The organism is Pseudomonas sp. DCA-1 (assembly GCF_046523955.1).
GTDB classification, from domain to species: Bacteria; Pseudomonadota; Gammaproteobacteria; order Pseudomonadales; family Pseudomonadaceae; genus Aquipseudomonas; species Aquipseudomonas putida_Y.
This window is the reverse complement of the sequence record NZ_CP169881.1, coordinates 5,763,660-5,788,490: the sequence shown is the minus strand read 5'-3', so window position 1 is coordinate 5,788,490 and position 24,831 is coordinate 5,763,660. Positions and strand designations below refer to the sequence as shown.

The following is a 24,831-nucleotide window of genomic DNA, read 5'->3' as shown; positions in this document are numbered from 1 at the left end:
ACGTCGGGATGCTACACCCGAAAAACATGTATAAAATTGAAAATCATTTTCATTGAATACAGTGGCATACCCGCCAGTCTCGTTGCACCGTGAAGCCCTAAGGAGCCCGCTTGTCCACGCCTGTCGAACCTCTGCGTTTGCTGCTGTTGGCCGATGAGCCGGAATGGGCCGCCTTGTTGCACGCCTGCATGCCAGCACTGGGTGGCAGCGCCGTGCTACTGACTGCGCCAAACTGGGAGGCGGTCGACAGCCTGTTCAGTCATGATCGCCAGGCCGTCGTGCTGGCAACGCCAGGCTTGCAGCCCGCCCCCGGGCGTTGCGAGCTGCCGACCATCCTGCTGCTTGACCACGAGCCTGAGGCGGCGCCCAGCGCTGTCAGCGACTGGCTGGTACGCGACCAGCTCAACGCCGATAACCTGCGCCGCTCACTGCGCCATGTGCGAGAGCGCGGTGTGCTGGTCGCCACCTTGCAGCGCCTGGCCGAGCAGGACCCGCTGACCGGCATCGCCAACCGCCAGGGCTTCCAGGCTTTGCTCAATGCGCGCCTGGCCGAAAACGACGGCCGTGGTGTTGCGCTTGGCCACCTGGACCTGGACAACTTCCGCCACGTCAACGACGCCCTCGGCCACCAGTGCGGTGACCGGTTGATCCTGCAGGTGGTGGCACGGCTGAAGCATCAGCTGGAAGCGGGCGACCAGTTGGCACGCCTGGGCAGCGACGAGTTCGCCCTGCTGATCGATACCCGCCGAGATGCCAACCGCGCCGAATGGATGGCCGAACGCATCGTCGAGGCCTTGGCCGAACCTTACTGGATCGACGGCGAAAGCCTGTTGCTGGGCTGCAGCCTGGGCCTGGCCCATGCTCGCGCACAGAGCGGCGCCGATCCGCTGATGTGGCACGCGCATATCGCCATGCGTCAGGCCAAGAGCAGCCAGGGCTGCACCTTCCATGTGTTCAACGAACGCATCAACCGCAACGCCCGCAGCCTTGCCGACCTGGAAGGCGAATTGCGCCGCGCCCTGCGCCGCGACGAGCTGGAGCTGCACTATCAGCCCCGCCTGAACCTGGCCGACGGGCGCATTGTTGGCCTGGAGGCGCTGGTGCGCTGGCGCCATGCCGAGCGCGGGCTGCTGCCGCCCAGCGAGTTCGTGCCACTGGCCGAGCAGAGCGGCCTGATCGTGCCCTTGGGCTACTGGGTTATTTCCCGTGCCCTGCGTGACATGCAGGCACTGTGCGAGCGCGGTCTGGAACCGCTGCACATGGCGGTCAACCTGAGCTTCCGTCAGTTTCAGGACAGCCAGCTACTGGCCACCTTGAGTCGCCTGATCCTTGAGCACGGTGTGGATGCCCGCTGGCTTGAGTTCGAGCTGACCGAGACGGCGGTGATGCGCCGCAACGAGGTGGTGCGCCAGACCATGGACGCGCTGGGTCGCCTGGGCGTGCGCTTCTCGCTCGATGATTTCGGCACCGGGTTTTCTTCGTTCGTGCACCTCAACAGCTTGCCGATCGCCTTGCTCAAGGTGGACCGCAGCTTTGTTGCGGAAATGGAAATGCGTGAAGAGAACCGCAAGCTGGTGCACGCCATGATCAACCTGGCACACAACCTCAGCCTTGAGGTAGTGGCCGAGGGGGTGGAGAGTGAAGAGCAGCTGGCGTTGTTGCGCGGGTTTGGCTGCGACCAGGTGCAAGGTTTCCTGGTCAGCAAACCGCTACCGATAGAGGAATTGATGGCGTATTTGCTGCAGGCGCCCGGCCGCCAGTTGGAGGCTGTCCTGTAGGAGCGGGTTTACCCGCGAATGGACCGGGCCTGCTGGCCAATCTCCACCAGACGTTCACCGTTGCCGCCACCACCGTATTCGCGGGCAAGCCCGCTCCTACAAGGGCCGCGCAATCCTGTAGGCGCGGGTTTACCCGCGAAGAGGCCCCCACGTCAGGCCGAAGCCGTCGCCTTCCCGGCAGCCCAAGCCTTCCCCAACAACCGCTTCATCCGCCACTCAAAGCCAAAGGTCAGCGCCACCGCCGCACATGCCAGCCCCAGCGCCAGCCCCCACCAGATCCCTACTGCACCACCGCCTAGGGTAAAGGTGAACAACCAGGCGCTCGGCGCCCCCACCAGCCAGTAGCACACCAGCCCGATCAGGAAGGTGGTCTTGGCGTCTTTCAGGCCACGGATCGAGCCCATGGCAATCGTCTGCATGCCGTCGAACAGTTCGAACCACGCCGCCACCATCAACAACTGCACGGCCACCTGGAAGATCGCGGCGAAGGCCGGGTCATTACGGTCGATAAACAGCCCCACCAACGCTTCGGGCAGCAGCAGGAACAGGGCGGCGAAGGCAAACATGATCATTGCCCCGAACCCGATGCCCACCCGCCCGGCGCTGCGTGCCGCCAGCAGGTTGCCAGCGCCGTAGTACAGGCCTACGCGCATGGTTACTGCGTACGACAACCCGGTCGGCACCATGAACGCCGTGGACACGATCTGCAGGGCAATCTGGTGCGCCGCCAGCTCGGTGCTGCCCAGTACGCCCATGCACAGCGCGGCGAAGGCGAACAGGCCCACCTCCACCATGTAGGTACCGCCAATCGGCAGGCCCAGCCGCCACAGTTCGCGCAGGGCCGCCAGTGATGGGCGTGACAGGCCCTTGCGCAGCGGGTAGGCGGCATAGGCCGGGTGCCAGCGGATGTACAACGCCAGCGCGATGGCCATGCCCATCGACACCACCGCAGTGACCAGTCCGATACCCATCAGCCCAAGCTTGGGCAGGCCGAACATGCCTTCGATCAGCGCCACGTTGAACAGGTAGTTGAGTACCGTGCCGAACAGGCTGATGACCATCACCGGGGTCGAGCGGCCCAGCGCGCTGGTGAAGCCACGCAAGGCCATGAAGGTCAGATAGCCGGGCAGGGCCAGCGGCAGCAGGGTAAGGAATTGCGCAGCCGACGCCACGTTCTCGGGCTTTTGCCCGAACAGCAGCAGCACCGGTTCAAGGTTCCACAGCACCAGCGCGGCGAACAACGCCAGGCCCCAGGCCAGCCACAGGCCGTTCTGCGCCAGGCGCGTGGCGCCTTCGATGTCGTTGGCGCCCTTGCGAATCGCTACCAGGGTGCCGACTGCGGCGATCACGCCCAGGCAGAAGATCGATACGAACGAATAGCTGGCTGCCCCCAAGCCACCACCCGCCAAAGCCTGAGGGCTGATGCGGGCCATCATCAGGGTGTCGGTCAGCACCATCAGCATGTGCGCCAACTGCGAGGCAATCAGCGGCCCGGCCAGGCGCAGCAAAGCCTTGAGTTCTGTGGTGGGCGCGACGTGCATGGGGCAGTCCTTCATTCTGGGTGATCAACGAACGGCGATTCTGAGGCTTCGGTCAACTTTGCACAAAAGGATAAAAACGATAGTTGGCATGAGTTGAACTCATGTATATAGGTTTCTCGCTGATTTGCTTCACACGCCCATATTGCAGGAGCCTCATGCCACGCCAGCTACCACCGCTGTATGCCCTGCGCGCATTCGAAGCTGCCGCGCGGCTAAGCTCCTTCACCCGTGCGGGCGAAGAGCTTTCTATCACCCAAAGCGCCATCAGCCGGCATATCCGTACGTTGGAAGAGCATTTTGCCTGCCGCCTGTTCGTGCGCAGTGGCCGCAGCCTGCAACTTACCGAAGCGGGGCGGGTACTGCTGCCGGGCGTGCGCGAGGGCTTTGCGGCGTTTGAGCGGGCCTGCGAAACCTTGTGTGGTGAAGACGACATACTGCGTATGAAAGCCCCCTCGACCTTGACCATGCGCTGGTTGCTGGCGTGCCTTAGCCGCTTTCGCCACCTGCAGCCGGGCAATGAGGTGCAACTGACCAGTGCCTGGATGGATGTCGACCATGTGGACTTCAACCAGGAGCCGTTCGATTGCGCGGTTTTGCTCAGTGACGGGGTGTTCCCGGCGGAGTGGGAGGTACGCAAGCTGTTCCCTGAGTTACTGATCCCGGTCGGTGCGCCGGACCTGCTCGACGAGGAGCCCTGGGATGTGTGTAGGCTGGCCTCTGTCGAACTGCTACACCCCACCTTGGACAAGCGTGACTGGCGGGAATGGCTGGAGCGTATGGGGCTTGGCGACAAGGTGTCGCTCAAGGGTGGCCAGGTGTTCGACACCCTGGAGCTGGGCATGATTGCTGCGGCGCGTGGCTACGGAATATCCATGGGCGATTTGCTGATGGTGGCCGAAGATGTGGCGCAGAAACGCTTGAGCCTGCCATGGCCGATAGCGGTGCCCAGCGGCATGGATTACTACCTGGTGTGGCCGCGTACACGCCCGGGTGGCGAGCGTTTGCGGCGATTGAGTGCGTTTCTGGAAGACGAGGTGGCGGCGATGGATTTGCCGGATGTGGAAATCCTGCCGCGTCTTTGATCATCTGCACCGGCCTCTTCGCGGGCTCGCCCGCTCCCACAGGTCTATCGTATGTCTTGACCTGACACGGTACCTGTGGGAGCGGGCAAGCCCGCGAAGAGGCCGCTCCCACAGGTCTATCGTATGCCTTGGCCCGACACGGTACCTGTGGGGAGCGGGCAAGCCCGCGAAGAGGCCGCTCCGACAGGTCTATCGTATGCCTTGGCCCGACACGGTACCTGTGGGAGCGGGCTTGCCCGCGAAGAGGCCGGTACAGTTTTATATCGAACCCAGGTTCAACGCCTGTGCACAGGCCTCCAGCGACCGGCGCTCGCTTTGCGCATACAGCGCCAGCTCATCCTGTACCTGCAACCCCAGCGCGGCTTCGAACGCTTCGCGGTTGGCGTTGCTGCCGTATTCGGCCTGCGCATCGTCGCCCAGGTTGGACTGGAAGATCCCCGCCGCACTCACCGGCAGGAAGTCCTCGTACACCAGCGCCTCGAAATGCACATGGCCCGCGTCGATCAGCCCTTGCAGGGTGGTCGGGCGGCCTTTCTGGTCGCGTGCGGCCAAGCCTTTCTCAGTGGCGAAGTAGCGGAAATATGCAAGACCTTGTTCGCGCATCTGCGCCAGGTCATCCGGGAACTCGGCAAAGTTTGCCTGCAGCAGCGCCATGTAACGCTCGGCATTGGCTTCGGCCGGAGCGCCACCCAGCGCAGCGCGGGTAGCGTCGAGCAACTTGTCGTAGAGCTGGCGACCTTTCGGCGTCAGCGCCGCGCCGCGTTGCTCGATTTCGCCAAAGCGTGCGGTGTGGCTGCCTTTGCTGCCTTGCTGGTCGATGAAGGCGACCGTTTCCTGCAGGGCCTTGAAGCTGGTCTGGCGCAGCAGGATCGGGTGGCGGCGGGTGGGCGGGCCTTCAACCACGGCCTTCGGCGGGATGCCCTTGGCCGGCATGCCGAGCTGGATTGCATCGATATCCAGGGTGCGCGGGGTCAGGTGGTTGATGTGCGGGCCCTTGAAGGCCACCACATCGGCGATCAGGCGGTGTTGGTCGTGCAGCTGCTGGTATTGCTCGGCCGTGACGGTAGCATCCTGGTGCCAGCGGAAGGTGTGCAGCGCCTCCTGCACGAACGTCTCTGCATCCGCGGCGTCAAGACCACCCTCGCGCTCACACTGGGCGATCAGTTCGAGGGCGCGGGCGGTGAAGATCTGGCGCTTGGCCAGGATGCCCTGTGCCAGCTCGCGCAACTGCGGGTTGTCGATCAGCTCCAGGCGCAGCAGCGAGGTGAACACACGGAACGGGCTGACATGCAGCGATTGCTCGTGCACCGCGCGGAAGGCGGTGGAATGCACCGGTACGCCAGCGGAGCTGAGGTCATAGTAGCCGACCGGCTGCATGCCCATGACCGCGAACAGGCGGGCGATGGTGGCCAGTTCTTCGGCGGTGCCGACGCGGATGGCGCCGTGGCGTTCCTGGTCCAGGCGCTCTATTTCGCCGGTCCAGCGCAGGGCCTCGGCCACTTCGGGTTGCTGGGCCATTACCTGCTGGTTGATTTCGCTCACCAGCTCCAGCAGCGTGCCGTACAGCGGCACTTCCTGTTTGTACATAAGCGACATGGCGGCAGAGAACTGCGCGCGGATGCTGTCTGGGCTGACGAAATCGTGGGCTGGCATCGCTAGCTTCCTGGTTGGGTTCGGACGCTTACATGAAAGCTGGGAATGCACTTTGCTCACAAGCGAAAAAAAGTGAGTGTGTCATTCCTTTTTTGATCGACCTCAAGCCTGTAGCTGTTCGTGGATCCACTCCACCAGCGCCCGCACCTTGGGCACTTCCGCCGCATGCTCGGCATACGCCAGGTAATGCGCCCCTGCACTGCGCATCGCGTGGTCCCACGGCACCACCAGGCTACCGTCGGCCAGCTCCTTCGCAGCCAGGTAGCGCGGCACCAGCGCCACCCCGCACCCGGCCTGCGCCGCGCTCAACGCCATATAGAACGTATCGAAGCGCGGCCCGTGGTAGGCGCTGACGCTTTGCAGGCCCTGCTCCAGGAACCATTCATGCCAGGCCTCCGGCCGCGAGGTGCTTTGCAGCAGCACCAGTTCGGCCAGCTCCTCGGCACCGGCCAGCCTGCGTCCGGCCAGCAGCTCTGGCGCACACACCGGCACCACCTCTTCACGGAACAACTCCACGCACGTGGCTCCCGGCCAGGTGCCCTGGCCATAGAAGAACACCACGTCAGCCGAGCCTTGCAGCAGGGCGAACGGCTCCATCTCGTTGCGAATGTCCAAGTGGATATTGCTGTGCCGTTTGCCAAAACCCTTCAGGTGCGGGATCAACCAGCGCACGCCAAAACTCGGTTGAGTGGCTACCTTCAATATCTCGGTCTGCTCGCCGTAGGTGAGTACGTAGCGGCTGGACATGTCCACCTGGGTGAGGATCTTGTTGACCTCGGCCAGGTACAGGCTGCCGGCCGGCGTCAGCTGCAAGCGCCGGCGGATGCGCAGGAACAGGTGGTGGCGCAGCATGTCCTCCAGCTGCGCCACCTGCTTGCTGACCGCGCTCTGGGTCAGGTGCAGTTCTTCGGCAGCACGGGTAAAACTCAGATGGCGGGCTGCAGCTTCAAAGCACTGCAGGGCGGTCATGGAGGGTACCAGGCGTTTTGACATAGCGGTCTCTGCGGCTCAAATCATTACCTGACGGAATGATATGCGGAATAAAGGTCGTTTGTTGTACCTATGTGATCGGATTAATACTGATCCACATCATTTTTCCACCCCATCACCGATGTAGGAGATGCACAAATGGTTGCTGGATTGCTCGAGCGCCTTGGCGTTGCCGCCGAGGCTTACACCCAGGGCGACTACCCTGTTCACACGCCGATCGACGGCAGCCAGATCGCCTCGGTGAAACTGCTCGGCAAGGCCGAGACCATCGCCCGTATCGATCAGGCCCAAAGCGCCTTCGAAGCCTGGCGCAGTGTGCCGGCTCCGCGCCGTGGCGAACTGGTGCGCCTGTTCGGCGAAGTGCTGCGTGAGCACAAGGCCGACCTCGGCGAGCTGGTTTCGATCGAAGCCGGCAAGATTACCCAGGAAGGCCTGGGCGAAGTGCAGGAAATGATCGACATCTGTGACTTCGCGGTTGGCCTGTCGCGCCAGCTGTACGGCCTGACCATCGCTTCCGAGCGCCCGGGCCACCACATGCGTGAAACCTGGCACCCGCTGGGCGTGGTCGGCGTGATCAGCGCCTTCAACTTCCCGGTTGCCGTGTGGGCCTGGAACACCGCGCTGGCGCTGGTGGCCGGCAACTCGGTGGTATGGAAGCCGTCCGAGAAAACTCCTCTGACCGCCCTGGCCTGCCAGGCGCTGTTCGAAAAAGCCCTGAAAGCCTTCGGCGATGCCCCGGCTGGCTTGGCACAACTGGTTATCGGCGGCCGTGAAGCTGGCGAAGCCATGGTTGATGACCCGCGCGTACCGCTGGTCAGCGCTACCGGCAGCACCCGCATGGGTCGCGAAGTCGGCCCACGCGTTGCTGCCCGCTTCGGCCGCAGCATCCTGGAGCTGGGTGGCAACAACGCCATGATCCTGGCCCCGAGCGCAGACCTGGACCTGGCCGTGCGTGGCATCCTGTTCTCGGCTGTTGGCACTGCCGGCCAGCGTTGCACCACCCTGCGTCGCCTGATCGTGCACCGCTCTATCAAGGACGAAGTGGTTGCCCGCGTCAAAGCTGCCTACGGCAAAGTGCGCATCGGCGACCCACGTAAAGACAACCTGGTAGGCCCGCTGATCGACAAGCAGTCGTTCGACGCCATGCAAGGTGCACTGGCCAAGGCCCGCGACGAAGGTGGCCAGGTCTTTGGTGGCGAGCGTCAGCTGGCCGACCAGTACCCGAACGCCTACTACGTTTCACCCGCCATTGCTGAAATGCCGGCGCAAAGTGACGTGGTGCGCCACGAAACCTTCGCCCCGATCCTGTACGTGCTGGCCTATGACGACTTCGAAGAGGCGCTGCGCCTGAACAACGAAGTGCCACAAGGCCTGTCGTCCTGCATCTTCACCACCGACATCCGTGAAGCCGAGCGCTTCCAGAGCGCCTCGGGCAGCGACTGCGGCATCGCCAACGTCAACATCGGCACCAGCGGCGCCGAGATCGGCGGTGCATTTGGTGGCGAGAAGGAAACGGGCGGTGGCCGTGAGTCGGGCTCGGATGCCTGGAAAGGCTACATGCGTCGCCAGACGAACACCGTGAACTACTCGCGCGAGCTGCCGCTGGCGCAGGGTATCGTGTTCGACTGATGTATTGATGCTGCATGGCCGGGGGCCTGGCCCCCGGTTCGCGGGTAGACCCGCTCCTACAGGGTTCGTCCAAGCGACACCGATCCTTGTAGGAGCGGGTTTACCCGCGAATGGGCCGCCCTGCGGCCCCAACAAGAACAAATTGCTGGAGCCGGCCATGTCCGAACTGCGTCAACAATGCTTGTGGGAACACGTCAGCAAACCGACCGTCGCCGCCCAGGCCCTGGCCGGTGAGCACAAGGCCGATATCTGCGTGATCGGCGGCGGTATTACCGGCCTGTCGGCGGCCATCCACCTGCTCGAACAGGGCAAGTCGGTGATCGTGCTGGAGGCCTGGAAGATCGGCCACGGTGGCTCCGGGCGCAACGTCGGCCTGGTCAACGCCGGCACCTGGATCCGCCCCGACGACGTCGAGGCCACCCTTGGCCATAAGCAGGGCAGCCGCCTGAACAAGGTGCTTGGCGAAGCCCCGGCTGAAGTATTCGCCATGATCGAGCGCCTCGGCATCGATTGCCAGGCCCAGCACAAAGGCACGCTGCACATGGCGCACAACGCCACCGGCATCGCCGACCTCGAAGCGCGTCACGAACAATGGCGCCGCCGAGGTGCCGACGTCGAGCTGCTGACCGGCGCCCAGTGCCAGGAATACTGCGGTACCGACAAGATTTCCGCTGCGCTGCTTGATCGCCGTGCTGGCACCATCAACCCCATGGGCTACACCCAGGGCCTGGCGGCTGCCGTGGCGCGCCTGGGCGGCAAGATTTTCCAGCAGTCTTCGGTCGAAGGCCTGGAGCGTGAGGGGGATGGCTGGCAGGTGAAGACTGCGCGTGGCGCTGTGCGCGCCGAAAAGGTGGTCATTTCCACCGGCGCCTACACCGAAGGCGACTGGAGCAACCTGCAGAAGCAGTTCTTCCGTGGTTACTACTATCAGGTAGCCTCCAAACCGCTGCAGGGTATTGCAGCCGACAAGGTGCTGCCACACGGCCAAGGTTCGTGGGACACCCGCACCGTGCTCAGCAGCATCCGCCGCGACGATCAGGGCCGACTGCTGCTCGGCAGCCTGGGCCGGGTAGACAACAAGCCAGCCTGGTTCGTGCGCAGCTGGGCCGACCGCATCCAGAGCCACTATTACCCCGAGCTGGGCAAAGTCGAGTGGGAAATGCACTGGACTGGCTGCATCGACTTCACCCCCGACCACCTGATGCGCCTGTTCGAGCCGGCGCCGGGGCTGGTGGCGGTAACCGGGTACAACGGGCGCGGTAATACCACCGGCACCGTGATTGGCCGGGCGTTTGCCGAGTTCCTGCTCAAGGGCGAGGCTGACAGCCTGCCCATTCCGTTCTCGCCGATGAGCGGTGTGAGCGCGCCTTCGCTGCGGACGGCGTTCTACGAGTCTGGCTTCTCGCTGTACCACGCGGGGCAGTGCCTGAGGGTTGTGTTGTAAGTACTGGCCTATTCGCGGGTAAACCCGCTCCTACAAATTGTTCACCGCCTGAGAGGGCTGTGGTGAACCTGTAGGAGCGGGTTTACCCGCGAAGAGGCCAGCACAGTCTCACTTGTGCAGCCAGCTGAGGAAGCCACCTTTCTTGATCAGGGCCGGCTTTTGCAGCAACAACGACTCCCGGCTCTGCCGCCGGAACCGCTGCAACTTGCTCAACGCCGTCTGCACTTCGCCACGCTGCTGCAAACAGCTCTTCACCTGTTCCTTGTCGATCCGGTACAGCACGCAACTGGTCAGCGTGCGGAATTCGGCCAGCGAGTCTTCGTCGTCGATGATCCCCTCGATCCCAAGCACCTCTCCCGGCCCCATGCGCCCGGCCTCCAGCCGCTTGTCTCCGTCGCGCACCGAGGCCGATACCACACCGCTGGCAATCACCAGCAGATGATCGGAATGCTCGCCCACCCCCAGGATCACCTGGTCCGCCAGGTACTCGACTGCAGTCATGCGCTGGCTCAACGCATCGCGCTCTTCATCACTTAGCGAGCGGAACACTCGAACCTCATTCAGTACCTCGCGCTGGCGGCTGCGCGGCGGCACCGCCAGGTCGACGTTCCACATCACTCCGCTGGCCTCCAGATGCCGGTGTGCCAAGTCGAACAACTGGTTACGTGCATCGCCCTTGGTGCCCGCATCGGCCACGAAGCCGCTAGCCTCGTACTCCACCGATTCCAGAGTCGAGGCCTTTACCGTCACCTTCGGCTTCGGGGTCGCAAGGATGGCACTGACGCCCTGCAAGGCTTTTTCCAGCGCATCGAACACGCGCTTGGGCCGTACCTTGGCCGGGACCACCACGCTGATCGATACCCCGTGCACATCGGCCGGGCGACTGTGGTTGAGCAGCCGCGCCTTGGCCGCCACCGAGTTGGGGATCACCGCCAGGCTGCCGGTACCGGTCAGCAGGCGCGTGGCGCGCCAGTCGATGTCCAGGACCTTGCCTTCGGTGCCGTCGATGGAGATTGAGTCGCCAATCTGATAGGGCCGCGTGGTGTTCAGCACGATGCCGCTGAAGACGTCAGCCAGTGTGCTCTGCAGCGCCAGGCCGATGACGATGGCCATTACCCCGGAGGTGGCCAGCAGGCCCTTCACCGGCAGTTGCAGCACGTAGCCTGCGGCCGCGACCACGGCGGCGAGGAAGATCAACGCCCCCAGCACATCCTGCAGCAAGCGCCCGCCATGGCTGCCACGGGCCACCAGCAACAGGCCGAACACCACGGTCACCGTGCGCGCACCGAACAGCCACCAGCCGATGGCCAATACCGTGGCCATCAGGTTGCGCGAAAGATCGTCGGGCCACGGCGGTGGTTGCAGCGGGCTCATGCCGGCGGCCATCAGCACCGCGCTGAACAGCAGGAAGATCACCAGGCGCGCGCTGATGCGCCAGGCATGGCGCTGAATGGGGATCAGTTGCCAAAGCACGAGGTCGAGCAGGATCAGGGCGCAACCGAGCAACAACGGGGTCGACTGGATGAAGGCCAGCATGGTGGTCTCGGGGGTGAGGGGAGGGCTGTGGGTAGTAATAGAGCAGGTTTGCCGGGCAGGCAATGCAAGCCTGTGCTGGCCCCTTCGCGGGCAAGCCCGCGAAGGGGCCAGCAAAACCAACGCCAATCTATCGTTCCCAAAACAGAACGCTAAAGCCAAAAACTGCTATCTACCGCTCCAAAGGTGATGGTTTTAATCTTCTCCCATCAACGCGAAACACCAACTTACTGAACATCAAAACCCTTAGGAGCTACCCCCATGACCCACTTCAAATACAACCGCCTGAACAAAGACGACGCCGCCGTACTGCTGGTCGATCACCAGGCTGGCCTGCTGTCCCTGGTGCGCGACATCGAGCCGGATGCGTTCAAGAACAACGTGCTGGCCCTGGCCGACCTGGCCAAGTTCTTCAACCTGCCGACCATTCTTACCACCAGCTTCGAGCAAGGCCCCAACGGCCCACTGGTACCGGAGCTGAAAGCCCTGTTCCCGGACGCTCCGTACATTGCCCGCCCTGGCCAGATCAACGCCTGGGACAACGAAGACTTCGTCAAGGCCGTGAAAGCCACTGGCAAGAAGCAGCTGATCATTGCCGGTGTGGTGACTGAGGTCTGTGTAGCTTTCCCGGCCCTGTCGGCCCTGGAAGAAGAGTTCGACGTGTTCGTGGTCACTGATGCCTCCGGCACTTTCAACGCCATGACCCGCGACGCTGCCCACGACCGCATGAGCCAGGCGGGTGCCCAGCTGATGACTTGGTTCGGCGTGGCCTGTGAGCTGCACCGCGACTGGCGCAACGACATCGAAGGCCTGGCCGCGCTGTGCTCCAACCACATCCCGGACTACCGCAACCTGATGACCAGCTACAACGCTTTCAACGCCGGCAAGTAAGCCGACCCGCCCCGGGCGCCGTGAGTCGGTGCCCGCGCAGGGCAGCACACCCATCCAATCCTCCGCCCGTTCGCCGTTGCACAGTGAATGCGGGCAAGCTCATCCCAAGGAACGCCGATGAACACCGCACTCCATGACAACCGCGAAGTGGTGACCGTATGCCTGCAACACAAGGTGCTTGATAGCTCGCCGGGCACCCCGGCAGCGCAACCGCCGCGTTGGAAGCAGGCACTGCTGACCTACCTGGTGATCTGCCCGATGACCATGGTCATCCCGCAACTGCTGGCGCCGCTGTTTGCACGCTTCCCGCAGCTGGGCGGCGTCATCACCGGCAACCTGATCGTCAACCTGTTCGTCATCCTGCCCGTGGTGTTCTACATCATGCCTTGGGTAACCCGCCGCTGCGCCAACTGGCTGCGCGGCTGAGCCGACGCCTTCACCTGGAAACTTTCAAGGAGATACCGTTATGAGTACGTTCGTTACCCGCGATGGCACTTCGATCTATTTCAAGGACTGGGGCAGCGGCAAGCCTGTGCTGTTCAGCCACGGCTGGCCGCTGGACGCCGACATGTGGGATTCCCAGATGGAGTTCCTGGCCAGCCGCGGTTACCGCGCCATCGCCTTCGACCGCCGGGGTTTCGGCCGCTCGAGCCAGCCGTGGAACGGTTACGACTACGACACCTTCGCCGATGACATTGCCCAGCTGATCGAGCACCTCGACCTGCGCGACGTCACCCTGGTGGGCTTCTCGATGGGGGGCGGTGATGTCAGCCGCTACATCGCCCGCCACGGCAGCGAGCGGGTGGCCGGGCTGGTGTTGCTGGGCGCGGTGACGCCAGTGTTCGGCAAGCGTGAGGACAACCCTGACGGTGTCGACCTGTCGGTGTTCGAGGGCATCCAGGCCGGCCTGCGTGCCGACCGCGCGCAGTTCATCGCCGATTTCGCTACGCCGTTCTACGGCCTGAACCATGGGCAGCAGGTGTCCCAGGGTGTGCAGACGCAGACCCTGAACATTGCGCTGATGGCGTCAATCAAAGGCACCCTGGACTGTGTGACGGCATTCTCGGAGACCGATTTCCGTCCCGACATGGCCAAGGTCGATGTGCCGACGTTGGTGATCCATGGCGATGACGACCAGATCGTGCCGTTCGAGACCACTGGCAAGCAGGCGGCGGAGCTGATTCGCGGCGCCGAGCTGAAGGTGTATGCCGGGGCGCCGCACGGTTTTGCAGTGACCCATGCGCAGCAGCTGAATGAGGACTTGCTGGCGTTCCTTCAGCGGTAATTGTGGAAAACATTCGCGGGTAAACCCGCTCCTACAGACGTTGTAGGAGCGGGTTTACCCGCGAAGAGGCCGGCCCAGGCAGCAAAAGGCTTGACCAGGACTAACCTTCTTCAACCCACCGCACATCCATCCAAGCACAGGCCTTGCATCAACCGGCATGCTTTGCAGTCCCCCTGCCGGCCCTAGTCGGAGAAGCCTATGTCCCAGGATCGCAACGACAAGACCCGTCGCCAGTTCCTCGCCACCAGCACTGTGCTCGGTGCTGCCGGCGCGCTCTGGTCCGCATTGCCTTTTACCGGCCAAGCCGGTTTCGCTCACGCATCCACGCAAGGAGGTTCCATGACCGCCGACCTGATTCTGTTCAACGGCAAACTGCACACCGTTGACCGCGAAAAGCCCACCGCGACTGCTGTCGCCATCAAGGACGGCCGCTTCATCGCCGTGGGCAGCGACGCCGAGGCCATGGCCCACAAGGGTGCCGCCTCGCAGATCATCGACCTCAAGCAGCGCACGGTGATCCCCGGCCTCAATGACTCGCACCTGCACCTGATCCGGGGCGGTCTGAACTACAACCTCGAGCTGCGCTGGGAAGGGGTGCCGTCGGTGGCCGATGCCCTGCGTATGCTCAAGGACCAGGCGGCGCGCACGCCTACCCCGCAATGGGTGCGCGTGGTCGGTGGCTGGAATGAATTCCAGTTCGCCGAAAAGCGCATGCCCACCCTTGAGGAAATCAACCAGGCCGCCCCTGACACTCCGGTGTTCCTGCTGCACCTGTACGACCGCGCGCTGCTCAACCGCGCTGCGCTCAAGGCTGTCGGATACACCAAGGACACGCCGAACCCGCCGGGTGGCGAGATCCAGCGCGACAAGTTCGGCAACCCGACCGGCATGCTGATCGCCCGCCCGAACGCGATGATTCTCTACGCCACGCTGGCCAAGGGGCCTAAGCTGCCGCTGGAGTATCAGGTCAACTCCACTCGCCAGTTCATGCGTGAGCTCAACCGCCTGGGCCTGACCAGCGCCATCGACGCCGGTGGCGGCTACCAGAACTTCCCCGATGACTACTCGGTTATCCAGGAACTGGCCGACAATAACCAGCTGACCGTGCGCATCGCCTACAACCTGTTCACCCAGAAGCCCAAGGAAGAGCTGGACGACTTCAAGAAGTGGACGGCCAGCGTCAAGCTGCACAGTGGCACCGACTTCCTGCGCCACAACGGCGCCGGTGAGATGCTGGTGTTCTCCGCCGCCGACTTCGAGGACTTCCTCGAGCCGCGCCCGGACCTGCCGCAGACCATGGAAGAAGAGCTGGAGCCGGTGGTGCGCCACCTGGTCGAGCAGCGCTGGCCGTTCCGCCTGCACGCCACCTACAACGAATCGATCACGCGCATGCTCGACGTGTTCGAGAAGGTCAACCGCGACATCCCGTTCAATGGCCTGCCGTGGTTCTTCGATCACGCCGAAACCATCACCCCGCAGAACATCGAGCGCGTGCGTGCGCTGGGCGGTGGTATTGCCATCCAGGACCGCATGGCCTTCCAGGGTGAATACTTCGTCGACCGCTACGGCGCCAAGGCCGCCGAGCAGACCCCGCCGATCAAGCGCATGCTCGAAATGGGCGTGCCGGTGGGCGCGGGTACCGATGCCACTCGGGTGTCTAGCTACAACCCATGGACCTCACTGTACTGGCTGGTCAGCGGCAAGACGGTCGGTGGCATGGAGCTGTACCCGGAAGGCTTGAGCCGTGACACCGCGCTGCAACTGTTCACCCAGGGCAGCGCCTGGTTTTCCAGCGAGCAAGGCAAGAAAGGCCAGATCAAGGTGGGCCAGCTGGCTGACCTGGCAGCATTGTCGCTGGACTTCTTCAGTGTCGATGAAGAAGCGATCAAGGGCATCGAGTCGGTGCTGACCATCGTTGATGGCAAGGTGGTGTATGGTGCTGGCGAGTTCGACAAGCTAGGCCCGCCGCAGGTGCCGGTGCTGCCGGAGTGGTCGCCGGTGACCAAGGTACCTGGGCACTGGCGTGTCGGTACGCCATCGTTGGCAGCGGCTGTGCACCAGTGCAGCGGGCCTTGCGGTGTGCATGCACACAGCCATGAAAAGGCGCGGCATTCGAGCGTACCGGTAAATGACTTCCAAGGTTTCTGGGGAGCGTTAGGCTGTTCGTGCTTCGCGTTCTAAGCTGAGCTGATGTGAAGAACGGGGGCCAATATCTGGCCCCCGTTCTTGTGCCTCAAGGGCCGCCAAGGCCAGCATCAATGGTGAGCCTTATGCTCCCCGCCAGCCAACAAATGCCGAATTCGCACTTCAATCCCATCGGTCTGCAGCATCCTGACCCGCGCCTCGATCTTCAGCTCACCACGGGTCACCCGGTGGTGATGCCGCAGATGCTCCAGCCACGATTCCTCGAAGAAGAACTCCAGCCACAACGCCGGATCAGCACTGTCCCGCATCAACCCCCACGACAATGCGCCATTGCGCTTGCGCATCGCTTCCAGCTCCCGCGCCGCCTGCTGGAAGGCCTCGGCCTTGGTGGGGGCGATGTGGTACTCGACGGTGACCATCACCGGTCCGACTTCCTTGTCCATGTCATCGCTCAATACCGGCACCGGCCAATGCAGCGACGGCGTCAGCTCTTCTGCCTCGGTTTCCGGCAGCGCCACCTTGCAGGTCAGCAAGGTACCCAGCGCCAGGCCGCCTGCGGCCAGCAGCAGGCTGAAGGTGATCGTTGCATGGCTGGCCAGCGTGCCCCACAGCAGGCCGCCACAGGCCATGGCGCCGAAGAAGATCAGAATGTATACCGACAAAGCCCGCGCCCGTACCCAGGCGGGCACCGAAGTCTGTGCAGCCACCTGCAGGTTGGACAGCACCGCGATCCACGCCGCGCCGCTGAGCAGCATCGCTGGCAGCAGCACATAGAAGTTGCGCACCAGCGCCAGGGCCAGCAGGAACAGGGCATACAGCAGGCTGGCCAGAAACACCAGGCGGTCACGGCTGATGCGTTCACGCAGGCGCGGCAGCAAGGTGGCACCCGCCACTGCGCCAATACCGATGGCCGCCAGCAGCAGGCCGAAGTCCGCTGCGGTGCCGCGCATCTCGCCACGCACGATCAGCGGCAGCAGCGAAGTACCGGCGCTGGCGCAGAAAAAGAACGCCAACGCGCGTAGCATCACGGCCTGCAAAGGCTTGGCGCTGCGGGCAAAGCGCAACCCGGTGCGCATGGCGCCAACGAAGCGTTCGGCCGGCAGCAGTGGTTCCTTCACCTCGCGCTTCCACAGGAACAGCACCAGGATCACCCCCGCGAACGAGATGGCATTCAGGGCGAAGGTCAGCCACGGGCCGACCATGCTCACCACCACCCCCGCCAGTGCCGGGCCGATGGCCCGTGACACGTTGATGCCGACACTGGAAAGCGCCACCGCGTTGGCCAGGTCCTCCTTGCCCACCAGTTCTGGTGTCAGTGCGCTCCACGCTGGCATCATCAGCGCTGTACCAATGCCCAGTGCCAGGGTCAGCACCAGCAGCAAGGTGACGTTCATCATCCCGAGCAACGTCAGGGCCGCCAGCACAACCGCTACACAAGACATCCACAGTTGCACCAGCAACAGGTAGCGGCGTTTGTCGACGATGTCCGCCGCTGCGCCCGCCGGCAGGGCCAGGAAGAACATCGGCAACGAGCCGGCTACCTGGATCAACGCCACGTGCAGCGGGCTGGCCGACAGCGTGGTCATCAGCCAGCCGGCGCCCACCTCGTGCATCCAGGTGCCGATGTTGGAGGCGATGGTGGCGATCCACAGCATGCGGAAGGTGGTGTTACGCAACGGGCTCCAGGCACCTGAAGGGGATGTACTCATGTCAGAAGCTGCCTTTGAGTGGGTATTCGATGATCAGGTAGATGCGGTCGATATCACCGCCCGCCTGGGCCTGGTTGGCGCGGTGGCTGACGTGGGAGAACGACAGGCTCAGGTCCTTGGCAGCCCCCGACTGCACCACGTATTTCAGGTCGATGTCGCGCTCCCAGTGCTTGCCGCCGTCACCGTACTGGTTCACATAGGCGCCGCCCGCAGGCGCATGGCTGCCGTCGATGCCGCGGCCGCTGACATAGCGGCCCATCAGGCTCAGGCCAGGTACGCCAAGGGTGGCGAAGTCCAGGTCGTAGCGCAGTTGCCACGAGTGCTCGCCCGGGCCGTTGAAGTCGGCGTACTTGATCGCGTTGGCCAAGTAGATGGAGTCGCCGCCGACGAAGTCGAACGGGGTGTCGCCCTCGACCTTCTGGTAGGCTAGGCTCAGCGCCTGGGCGCCGAAGCTGTACCTGGCCAGCAGGCTGTAGGCGAGGGTGTCGATCGCCCCTGCGCTGGCGTTACCGGTGTCGCGGGTTTTGTACAGGTTGCCGTCCAGGCGCCAGTTGCCCTTGGCCAGGTTCAGGTTGAGGTAGGCCTGGCGCCAGGTGTTTTCCAGCTTCCCGGCATACAGTGCGGCGCCGAACGGCCCGTTGGGCGCGAAGGTGGCACCGGCCAGGCTGATGGCCCGGTTGTGGGTGCTGGCGCCGTAGCCGCTGAAGTCGTCGTGGGTGGAACTGTTGTCCTGGTTGTTGAAGGCAGTGAAACGCCCGGCCTGCAGGCGCCAGTCGGGCAGGTCGGTGTTTTCCACCAGCCAGCCGGTGGCGTATTCCGGGTGCAGGCGTTTGTCACCGGTGTCGAACACCGGGGTTTCCACCATCATCTCGCCATAGCGCAGCCGGGTGTTGCCCAGGTGCAGTTTGAGCGCGGCACCGGCGCTGGAGTACTCGGACGCGGCGCGGCCATCGCTGTCGCGTGGCAGCAGGCCGGTGCCGCTATGGCCGCGGCCGCCGTCGAGCTTGAGGCCAAGAAAGCCATGGGCATCGATGCCGACGCCGACAGTGCCCTCGGTGAAGCCGGAACGGACCTCGCCGATGAAGCCTTGGGCCCATTCCTGGCGGTAGTTCTGGCCGCTGCCGGAGGGCGAGCGGAAGTCACTGTGCAGGAAATAGTTGCGGCTGAGCAGCGACCAGCCGGGCGCTTCGGCGTGGCTCAGCGCCGGCCAGAGGGCGAGGGTGGCGAGCAGGGCGCGGCCTGGTCCGTGGGTGGCGCGGATCATGAGGGGCTCCGGGGGATGATCCGGGAGTGTGGAAGAAGAGTAGACCCAAGGTCTTGTAAGGGTGTGCTGGGTGGGGATTTGCATTGCCTGTACCGGCCCTTTCGCGGCTAAAGCCGCTCCTACAGGGCCACCACCGGCCCCGAGCCTTGTGCAATACCTGTGGGAGCGGGCATGCCCGCGAAGAGGCCGGCTCAGCCAGTCAGGCACTCAAGCCATGTCGCTGATGGCGAACTCCTCAGCCAGATGATCGATCAGCGCTCGCACCGAAGGCAGCAACCCACGTCGCGATGGGAAGATCGCATGCACGATACCGCAACGCGGGTGCCAGTCCGGAATCAGCTCAACCAGACGTCCCGCCGCCAGATCCTCACGCACCGCCACCCGCGGCAAGTGGGCGATCCCCACTCCGGCCACCACGAAATGGCGCAGGGCAAACAGGTCGTCAGTCACCATGCGTGGTGTATGCGGGATGACGATGCTGCGGCTGTTGTCCTCACCCTGGAACAGTTCCCACTGGTACTCGCGTTGGGCACTGCCCCAATGCACGCTGGGTAGTGTGCCCAGCAGCTGCGGGTCAAACCCGTTGGGCAGTTGTGCCAGATATTGAGGTTGGCCAACCAGGCACTGGGTGCTGTTACTCAGCACCTTCATCACCATGTCAGTGTTCTCCAGCGGCGGAAAGCGCACCCGCAGGGCGATGTCGAAGCCCTCATGCAGCAGGTCGACACGGCGGTTGGTACTTTCGATGAACAGCTCCACCTGCGGGTACTTGAGCATGTAGCGGGTCAGCATCGGCCCGACCCAGGAGTTGAGCAGGGTGGTCGGGCAGCTGATGCGCACCAGGCCGCGCGGTTCGCTGCGGTTGCGCTCGATTATTTCCGCCGCGCCCTCGGCCTCCACGCGCATGGCCAGGCAACGGTTGTAGTAGGCCTGGCCGATCTCGGTCAGCGAGCAGTGCCGGCTGGTGCGGTTCAGCAGCCGCACGCCCAGACGGTCTTCAAGGTCGGCGATTCGCCGGCTGAGCTTTGACTTGGGCATGTCCAGCGCCCGGCCGGCCGGGGCGAAGCCGCCATGTTCGACGACCTGGGTGAAGTAGTAGAGGGAGTTGAGGTCTTCCAATGATCGGTCTCCGGGTATTTGGTTGCCTTTGCCGGCCTCTTCGCGGCTAAAGCCGCTCTTACAGGACACCACAGGCCCGAGGCCTGCGCGGTCCCTGTAGGAGCGGCTTTAGCCGCGAAGAGGCCAGCACAGCCCTTACAAATCCATCGTTCCTAAATCAGAACGCTAAAGCCAGATTCTGCTAACTACCGCCGCAAAGGTGATGATTTTAATCTGTGCCCATCAACGCGAAACACCCCGGATTGCTGAAAAATTCATAACCCTTAGGAGCACAGACCATGAGCAAATTCACCTACAACCGCCTGAACAAAGACGACGCTGCCGTACTGCTGGTCGACCACCAGGCTGGCCTGCTGTCCCTGGTGCGCGATATCGAGCCGGACAAGTTCAAGAACAACGTGCTGGCGCTGGCTGACCTGGCCAAGTTCTTCAACCTGCCGACCATCCTCACCACCAGCTTCGAGCAAGGCCCCAACGGCCCATTGGTGCCGGAACTGAAAGCCCTGTTCCCGGATGCGCCGTACATTGCCCGCCCTGGCCAGATCAACGCCTGGGACAACGAGGATTTCGTCAAGGCGGTGAAGGCGACCGGCAAGAAGCAGCTGATCATTGCAGGTGTTGTGACCGAGGTTTGCGTGGCGTTCCCGGCGCTGTCGGCCTTGGAGGAAGACTTTGACGTGTTCGTGGTGACCGATGCTTCCGGCACCTTCAATGAAATGACCCGTGATGCCGCGCATGACCGCATGAGCCAGGCGGGTGCCCAACTGATGACCTGGTTCGGCGTGGCCTGCGAGCTGCACCGCGACTGGCGCAACGATGTCGAAGGGCTGGCTGCACTATGCTCCAACCACATTCCGGATTATCGCAACCTGATGACCAGCTATAACGCGCTGACTGCGGGTAAGTAATCAACCATCAGCAACGACTCAATTCATGGGCTGTGACTCAATCCCATCCAGCAACGCCTCAACCAAACCTTCTGCCATTTCGAGTGCGTTCAGGTTGCTCCAGAACAGGCTCTTGCCTGTGTCATCCAGATGTTCCAAGGCTTTGTAGCCACAGTCGTAGGCACCGCGCAGGTATTGGGCGACATGCACCAGGGCATCGTGGGCGGAAACGCCTGGGTTTACGGTGAACAATGGGCGATGGCCGGCATCGCAGCGGCTGAAAGAGCGTTGGGTGGTGTTGGGGAGGGGTGGATCGGGGACGATTCTTTTCATGGCAATTCCTTCTCCAGGATTGAACTGCAACCACCCGTTTCCACGCAGAAGGCGGCAGTTGTGCGCGGGGTGGAAAACCGGGGAGAAGGCAAGCCGGTAGGCCAAACGGCCTCACGCGCACAACTGCCATAACGGCAGCCCTTCATCACATCCGGGTTTCCACACCCGATCGCTGAACCGACAGCGACCCGGTTAGCCTAGAGAGCAGGCCTTCCCTGGACAATCAGACGGGCGTCGACACGGTGTGTAGGATAATTCCTTGGGATTGGCGTGAACGTAGGAAATGGTTCGCGGGGAAGTAGGACCCAGCTGATAATTAGGCGATTTGTGATGGTTTTTGTGAGTTCGCGTAATGGCGGCGAGGTGATCGTCAGGAAATTGCAGGATGGCTTCCAGGTGCCTGGCGATAGTTTTTTGGCGCCCATGAGATCGAGCGCCGCCCGCGCGGCGCATCGCGAGCAAGCTCGCTCCTACATTTGTTTCGGGCCAATTATTCCTGGGGCAGACGCGCGCGTCCCCTTGGCGCTCACCTCGATATCGTGGGGGACAAACAGGGCGGTCGCGCGCGCAGGCACAGGCGATACTGGCCCGAAACAGATGTAGGAGCGAGCTTGCTCGCGATGCGCCGCGCGGGCGGCGCTCGATCTCACAGGCACTACAACCCTCAAGGCATGCTCGCCCCTACATTTGTTTCGGGCCAATTATTCCTGGGGCAGACGCGCACGTCCCCTTGGCGCTCACCTCGATATCGTGGGGGACAAACAGGGCGGTCGCGCGCGCAGGCACAGGCGATACTGGCCCGAAACAGATGTAGGAGCGAGCTCGCGATGCGCCGCGCGGGCGGCGCTCGATCTCACAGGCACTACAACCCTCAAGGCAAGCTCGCTCCTACATTTGTTTCGGGCCAATTATTCCTGGGGCAGACGCGCGCGTCCCCTTGGCGCTCACCTCGATATCGTGGGGGACAAACAGGGCGGTCGCGCGCGCAGGCACAGGCGATACTGGCCCGAAACAGATGTAGGAGCGAGCTTGCTCGCGATGCGCCGCGCGGGCGGCGCTCGATCTCACAGGCACTACAACCCTCAAGGCATGCTCGCTCCTACATTTGTTTCGGGCCAATTATTCCTGGGGCAGACGCGCGCGTCCCCTTGGCGCTCACCTCGATATCGTGGGGGACAAACAGGGCGGTCGCGCGCGCAGGCACAGGCGATACTGGCCCGAAACAGATGTAGGAGCGAGCTTGCTCGCGATGCGCCGCGCGGGCGGCGCTCGATCTCACAGGCACTACAACCCTCAAGGCATGCTCGCCCCTACATTTGTTTCGGGCCAATTATTCCTGGGGCAGACGCGCACGTCCCCTTGGCGCTCACCTCGATATCGTGGGGGACAAACAGGGCGGTCGCGCGCGCAGGCACAGGCGATACTGGCCCGAAACAGATGTAGGAGCGAGCTCGCGATGCGCCGCGCGGGCGGCGCTCGATCTCACAGGCACTACAACCCTCAAGGCATGCTCGCTCCTACATTTGTTTCGGGCCAATTATTCCTGGGGCAGACGCGCACGTCCCCTTAGCGCTCACCTCGATCTCACAGGCACTACAACCCTCAAGGCATGCGCCAAAAGGCCTCAACCCGCATCCGATTCAAACAACCGTTCCAGCTCCACCCGCGCCTCCTTGCCCGTCTGCATCACCTTGGCCCGGTCATCACGTACCTGCCCCTGGGCCTCCAGCACCTCTTCGTCATGCTGGGTAAACCGTGCAATGCGGTCCGCCGCCTGTTCATCGCTCAGGCCCAACCCCACCAGTGCCCGGCGGGCCATTTCCAGGCTGGAGTGGTATGTCTCGCGAATCGGCTCGGCGCCCACATCCGCCAGTTTGTGCACGTGCTGGCGGTTACGCGCGCGGGCCAGCACTTTCAGGTGCGGGTACAGGCGTTTCACCCGTTCAGCGCTACGAATGGCGGCCTCCGGGTCATCGATGGTGATGATGAAGTACTCCGCCTCACCCACCTTGGCCGCATGCAGTACTTCGGGGCGCAGCGGGTTACCGTAGAACACCGGCACCTGTTCGAACATACGGGTCATCTCGATGGCATCCACCGAGGTTTCCAGAGCAACGAACGGGATCTTCTGTGCCCGCAGGATACGCGCGACGATCTGGCCCATGCGGCCCATGCCGGCGATTACCACCCGCGGCGTGCCGGCGTCGATGGCCTTGTAATGGTCGGGCACTTCACGCACTGGCTGCGCGCGTTTGAGGGCACGGGCGCAGCCAATCATGAGCAGTGGGGTGATGGCCATCGACAGGGTAATGGTCATCAGCAGCAGGTCGTAGGTCTGGGTATCGAACAGGCCCTGGTCCTTGCCCAGCTTGAACACCACAAAGGCAAACTCGCCGCCAGCGGCCAGCACCATGCCCAGTTGCAGCGCGCTGGCGCCGCTCAGGCCGCCGGCCAGGCGACCGGTGCCGACCAGCAGCACGAGCTTCACGGCCACCAGCAACAGGGTCAGGCCCAGCACCACCAGCGGCATCTCCAGCAGCAGGTGCAGGTTTGCACCCATCCCGACGCTGATGAAGAACAGCCCCAGCAGCAGGCCCTTGAAGGGTTCGATCTGTGATTCCAGCTCGTGGCGGTATTCCGAGTCTGCCAGCAGCAGGCCGGCGAGGAAGGCGCCCAGGGCCATGGAAATACCGGCTTGTTCCATCAGCCAGGCGGTGCCGATCACCACCAGCAGGGCAGTGGCAGTGGACACTTCCGGCAGGCCGGTGCGAGCCACGGTGCGGAACACCGGGCGCAACAGGTAGCGGCCGCCGATGATGACCACGGCGATGCTGGCGAATACCTTCAGGCCATTCTCCAGGCTGTCGCCACTGCTGGTGTCCGGGCCAGTGGCGGCCAGCAGTGGTACCAAGGCGATCAGCGGGATCGCGGCGATGTCCTGGAACAACAGGATGGCGAACGCCAGACGGCCGTGCGGGGCATTGAGTTGTTTGTTCTCGGCCAGGCTCTGCAGGCCAAGGGCGGTGGACGAAAGCGCCAGGCCCAGACCGAGCACGATGGCCGCGGGCAGCGTCTGGCTGAAGCCGAACAGGGCGATGGCGCCGATAACCGCGCCGGTCAGCAACACTTGGGCAGTGCCGACACCAAACACCGACTTGCGCATCAGCCACAAGCGTTTGGGCGACAGCTCCAGGCCGATGATGAACAGCAGCAAGACCACGCCCAGTTCGGAAATGTGCGCCACCCTTTCTGTGTCGTGGACCAGGCCAAGTGCTTGCGGGCCGATGACCACACCGGCGAGCAGGTAGCCGAGCATGGCACCCAGTTGCAAGCGCTTGGCCAGGGGGACGGCGAGGACGGCGGCAAGCAGGAAGATCACCGCAGTTTGCAGAAGGCTGCCTTCGTGTGGCATTGGCTCGTACTCCATGAGCTGCCGGGGCAGCGTTATTACAGGTTGGCCGACGATTCTGGAGGCTGGGGTGGCATTAGACAATCTGATGTCGGGAAGAAACATTGTCCTGAAAAAAGAGACGGTGGCTGTGGTCAGT

The 24,831-nt window shown here is 63.4% G+C and carries 18 protein-coding genes; 9 read left to right on the top strand and 9 right to left on the bottom strand.

Annotation, left to right across the window (positions count from 1 at the left end):
• The first annotated feature begins 110 nt into the window (after positions 1-110).
• On the top strand, positions 111-1,778 hold the full coding sequence (locus ACE4QZ_RS27085) for a putative bifunctional diguanylate cyclase/phosphodiesterase (protein ID WP_021785227.1): 1,668 nt from the start codon (positions 111-113) through the stop codon (positions 1,776-1,778).
• Between the two features lie 152 nt (positions 1,779-1,930).
• On the opposite strand, the gene ACE4QZ_RS27080 is transcribed toward ACE4QZ_RS27085, so the two are convergent.
• On the bottom strand, positions 1,931-3,319 hold the full coding sequence (locus tag ACE4QZ_RS27080) for a NorM family multidrug efflux MATE transporter (RefSeq protein WP_021785226.1): 1,389 nt from the start codon (positions 3,317-3,319) through the stop codon (positions 1,931-1,933).
• A 155-nt stretch (positions 3,320-3,474) separates the two neighbouring features.
• Between ACE4QZ_RS27080 and ACE4QZ_RS27075 the strand changes: the two genes are divergently transcribed.
• Positions 3,475-4,401: a LysR substrate-binding domain-containing protein gene (locus ACE4QZ_RS27075; RefSeq protein ID WP_021785225.1), complete on the top strand. Its 927-nt coding sequence runs from the start codon at positions 3,475-3,477 to the stop codon at positions 4,399-4,401.
• Positions 4,402-4,659: 258 nt separating this feature from the next.
• Here ACE4QZ_RS27075 and ACE4QZ_RS27070 read toward each other — a convergent pair whose 3' ends face one another.
• On the bottom strand, positions 4,660-6,054 hold the full coding sequence (locus ACE4QZ_RS27070) for a VOC family protein (protein ID WP_021785224.1): 1,395 nt from the start codon (positions 6,052-6,054) through the stop codon (positions 4,660-4,662).
• Between the two features lie 102 nt (positions 6,055-6,156).
• Positions 6,157-7,047 carry a LysR family transcriptional regulator gene (locus tag ACE4QZ_RS27065; RefSeq protein ID WP_021785223.1) on the bottom strand — a complete coding sequence of 297 codons (891 nt, stop codon included), beginning with the start codon at positions 7,045-7,047 and terminating at the stop codon, positions 6,157-6,159.
• A gap of 135 nt (positions 7,048-7,182) precedes the next feature.
• Here ACE4QZ_RS27065 and ACE4QZ_RS27060 point away from each other — a divergent pair, with 135 nt between their 5' ends.
• Both ACE4QZ_RS27060 and ACE4QZ_RS27055 read left to right on the top strand, forming a co-directional pair.
• Positions 7,183-8,673 (top strand): aldehyde dehydrogenase family protein, encoded by a 1,491-nt coding sequence (locus tag ACE4QZ_RS27060; RefSeq protein WP_003253547.1) that lies wholly within the window; start codon positions 7,183-7,185, stop codon positions 8,671-8,673.
• A gap of 157 nt (positions 8,674-8,830) precedes the next feature.
• Positions 8,831-10,117 (top strand): NAD(P)/FAD-dependent oxidoreductase, encoded by a 1,287-nt coding sequence (locus ACE4QZ_RS27055; protein ID WP_021785222.1) that lies wholly within the window; start codon positions 8,831-8,833, stop codon positions 10,115-10,117.
• Positions 10,118-10,225: 108 nt separating this feature from the next.
• Here ACE4QZ_RS27055 and ACE4QZ_RS27050 read toward each other — a convergent pair whose 3' ends face one another.
• Positions 10,226-11,653 carry a mechanosensitive ion channel family protein gene (locus ACE4QZ_RS27050; protein WP_021785221.1) on the bottom strand — a complete coding sequence of 476 codons (1,428 nt, stop codon included), beginning with the start codon at positions 11,651-11,653 and terminating at the stop codon, positions 10,226-10,228.
• 258 nt (positions 11,654-11,911) lie between these two features.
• Between ACE4QZ_RS27050 and ycaC (ACE4QZ_RS27045) the strand changes: the two genes are divergently transcribed.
• The 4 genes from ycaC (ACE4QZ_RS27045) to ACE4QZ_RS27030 all read left to right on the top strand — a co-directional run bounded on the left by ycaC (ACE4QZ_RS27045) (position 11,912) and on the right by ACE4QZ_RS27030 (position 16,007).
• Entirely contained in the window at positions 11,912-12,541 is a 630-nt protein-coding gene (gene ycaC, locus ACE4QZ_RS27045) for an isochorismate family cysteine hydrolase YcaC (protein WP_021785220.1), read from the top strand.
• A 117-nt stretch (positions 12,542-12,658) separates the two neighbouring features.
• A complete protein-coding gene (locus ACE4QZ_RS27040) occupies positions 12,659-12,967 on the top strand; it encodes a hypothetical protein (RefSeq protein ID WP_003253554.1) in 309 nt (102 codons plus the stop codon).
• A 40-nt stretch (positions 12,968-13,007) separates the two neighbouring features.
• Entirely contained in the window at positions 13,008-13,826 is an 819-nt protein-coding gene (locus ACE4QZ_RS27035) for an alpha/beta fold hydrolase (protein WP_003253555.1), read from the top strand.
• Between the two features lie 198 nt (positions 13,827-14,024).
• The gene (locus ACE4QZ_RS27030; protein ID WP_021785219.1) at positions 14,025-16,007 is read left to right on the top strand and encodes an amidohydrolase; all 1,983 of its coding nucleotides are present in this window, start codon (positions 14,025-14,027) and stop codon (positions 16,005-16,007) included.
• Positions 16,008-16,081: 74 nt separating this feature from the next.
• Here the strand turns inward: ACE4QZ_RS27030 and ACE4QZ_RS27025 are convergent, their stop codons facing one another.
• From ACE4QZ_RS27025 to ACE4QZ_RS27015, 3 genes are all read right to left on the bottom strand, one after another.
• On the bottom strand, positions 16,082-17,680 hold the full coding sequence (locus ACE4QZ_RS27025; RefSeq protein WP_031322763.1) for an MFS transporter: 1,599 nt from the start codon (positions 17,678-17,680) through the stop codon (positions 16,082-16,084).
• A gap of 1 nt (position 17,681) precedes the next feature.
• Entirely contained in the window at positions 17,682-18,944 is a 1,263-nt protein-coding gene (locus tag ACE4QZ_RS27020; RefSeq protein WP_021785217.1) for an OprD family porin, read from the bottom strand.
• Positions 18,945-19,151: 207 nt separating this feature from the next.
• Positions 19,152-20,063 (bottom strand): LysR substrate-binding domain-containing protein, encoded by a 912-nt coding sequence (locus ACE4QZ_RS27015; RefSeq protein ID WP_021785216.1) that lies wholly within the window; start codon positions 20,061-20,063, stop codon positions 19,152-19,154.
• 278 nt (positions 20,064-20,341) lie between these two features.
• Between ACE4QZ_RS27015 and ycaC (ACE4QZ_RS27010) the strand changes: the two genes are divergently transcribed.
• On the top strand, positions 20,342-20,971 hold the full coding sequence (gene ycaC / locus ACE4QZ_RS27010) for an isochorismate family cysteine hydrolase YcaC (protein WP_021785215.1): 630 nt from the start codon (positions 20,342-20,344) through the stop codon (positions 20,969-20,971).
• Positions 20,972-20,989: 18 nt separating this feature from the next.
• Here ycaC (ACE4QZ_RS27010) and ACE4QZ_RS27005 read toward each other — a convergent pair whose 3' ends face one another.
• The gene (locus tag ACE4QZ_RS27005) at positions 20,990-21,283 is read right to left on the bottom strand and encodes a DUF3077 domain-containing protein (RefSeq protein ID WP_021785214.1); all 294 of its coding nucleotides are present in this window, start codon (positions 21,281-21,283) and stop codon (positions 20,990-20,992) included.
• 1,624 nt (positions 21,284-22,907) lie between these two features.
• A complete protein-coding gene (locus ACE4QZ_RS27000) occupies positions 22,908-24,695 on the bottom strand; it encodes a monovalent cation:proton antiporter-2 (CPA2) family protein (protein WP_021784864.1) in 1,788 nt (595 codons plus the stop codon).
• Between the last annotated feature and the right edge of the window lie 136 nt (positions 24,696-24,831).

Excerpts from the sequence above, each read along its gene's own strand:
- ACE4QZ_RS27035 (WP_003253555.1), top strand. The coding sequence starts at position 13,008 with ATGAGTACGTTCGTTACCCGCGATGGCACTTCGATCTATTTCAAGGAC.
- ACE4QZ_RS27065 (WP_021785223.1), bottom strand. The coding sequence starts at position 7,047 with ATGTCAAAACGCCTGGTACCCTCCATGACCGCCCTGCAGTGCTTTGAA.
- ACE4QZ_RS27025 (WP_031322763.1), bottom strand. The coding sequence starts at position 17,680 with ATGAGTACATCCCCTTCAGGTGCCTGGAGCCCGTTGCGTAACACCACC.
- ACE4QZ_RS27005 (WP_021785214.1), bottom strand. The coding sequence starts at position 21,283 with ATGAAAAGAATCGTCCCCGATCCACCCCTCCCCAACACCACCCAACGC.
- ACE4QZ_RS27040 (WP_003253554.1), top strand. The coding sequence starts at position 12,659 with ATGAACACCGCACTCCATGACAACCGCGAAGTGGTGACCGTATGCCTG.
- ACE4QZ_RS27055 (WP_021785222.1), top strand. The coding sequence starts at position 8,831 with ATGTCCGAACTGCGTCAACAATGCTTGTGGGAACACGTCAGCAAACCG.
- ACE4QZ_RS27070 (WP_021785224.1), bottom strand. The coding sequence starts at position 6,054 with ATGCCAGCCCACGATTTCGTCAGCCCAGACAGCATCCGCGCGCAGTTC.
- ycaC (WP_021785215.1), top strand. The coding sequence starts at position 20,342 with ATGAGCAAATTCACCTACAACCGCCTGAACAAAGACGACGCTGCCGTA.
- ACE4QZ_RS27080 (WP_021785226.1), bottom strand. The coding sequence starts at position 3,319 with ATGCACGTCGCGCCCACCACAGAACTCAAGGCTTTGCTGCGCCTGGCC.
- ACE4QZ_RS27075 (WP_021785225.1), top strand. The coding sequence starts at position 3,475 with ATGCCACGCCAGCTACCACCGCTGTATGCCCTGCGCGCATTCGAAGCT.
- ycaC (WP_021785220.1), top strand. The coding sequence starts at position 11,912 with ATGACCCACTTCAAATACAACCGCCTGAACAAAGACGACGCCGCCGTA.
- ACE4QZ_RS27060 (WP_003253547.1), top strand. The coding sequence starts at position 7,183 with ATGGTTGCTGGATTGCTCGAGCGCCTTGGCGTTGCCGCCGAGGCTTAC.
- ACE4QZ_RS27050 (WP_021785221.1), bottom strand. The coding sequence starts at position 11,653 with ATGCTGGCCTTCATCCAGTCGACCCCGTTGTTGCTCGGTTGCGCCCTG.
- ACE4QZ_RS27030 (WP_021785219.1), top strand. The coding sequence starts at position 14,025 with ATGTCCCAGGATCGCAACGACAAGACCCGTCGCCAGTTCCTCGCCACC.
- ACE4QZ_RS27000 (WP_021784864.1), bottom strand. The coding sequence starts at position 24,695 with ATGCCACACGAAGGCAGCCTTCTGCAAACTGCGGTGATCTTCCTGCTT.
- ACE4QZ_RS27020 (WP_021785217.1), bottom strand. The coding sequence starts at position 18,944 with ATGATCCGCGCCACCCACGGACCAGGCCGCGCCCTGCTCGCCACCCTC.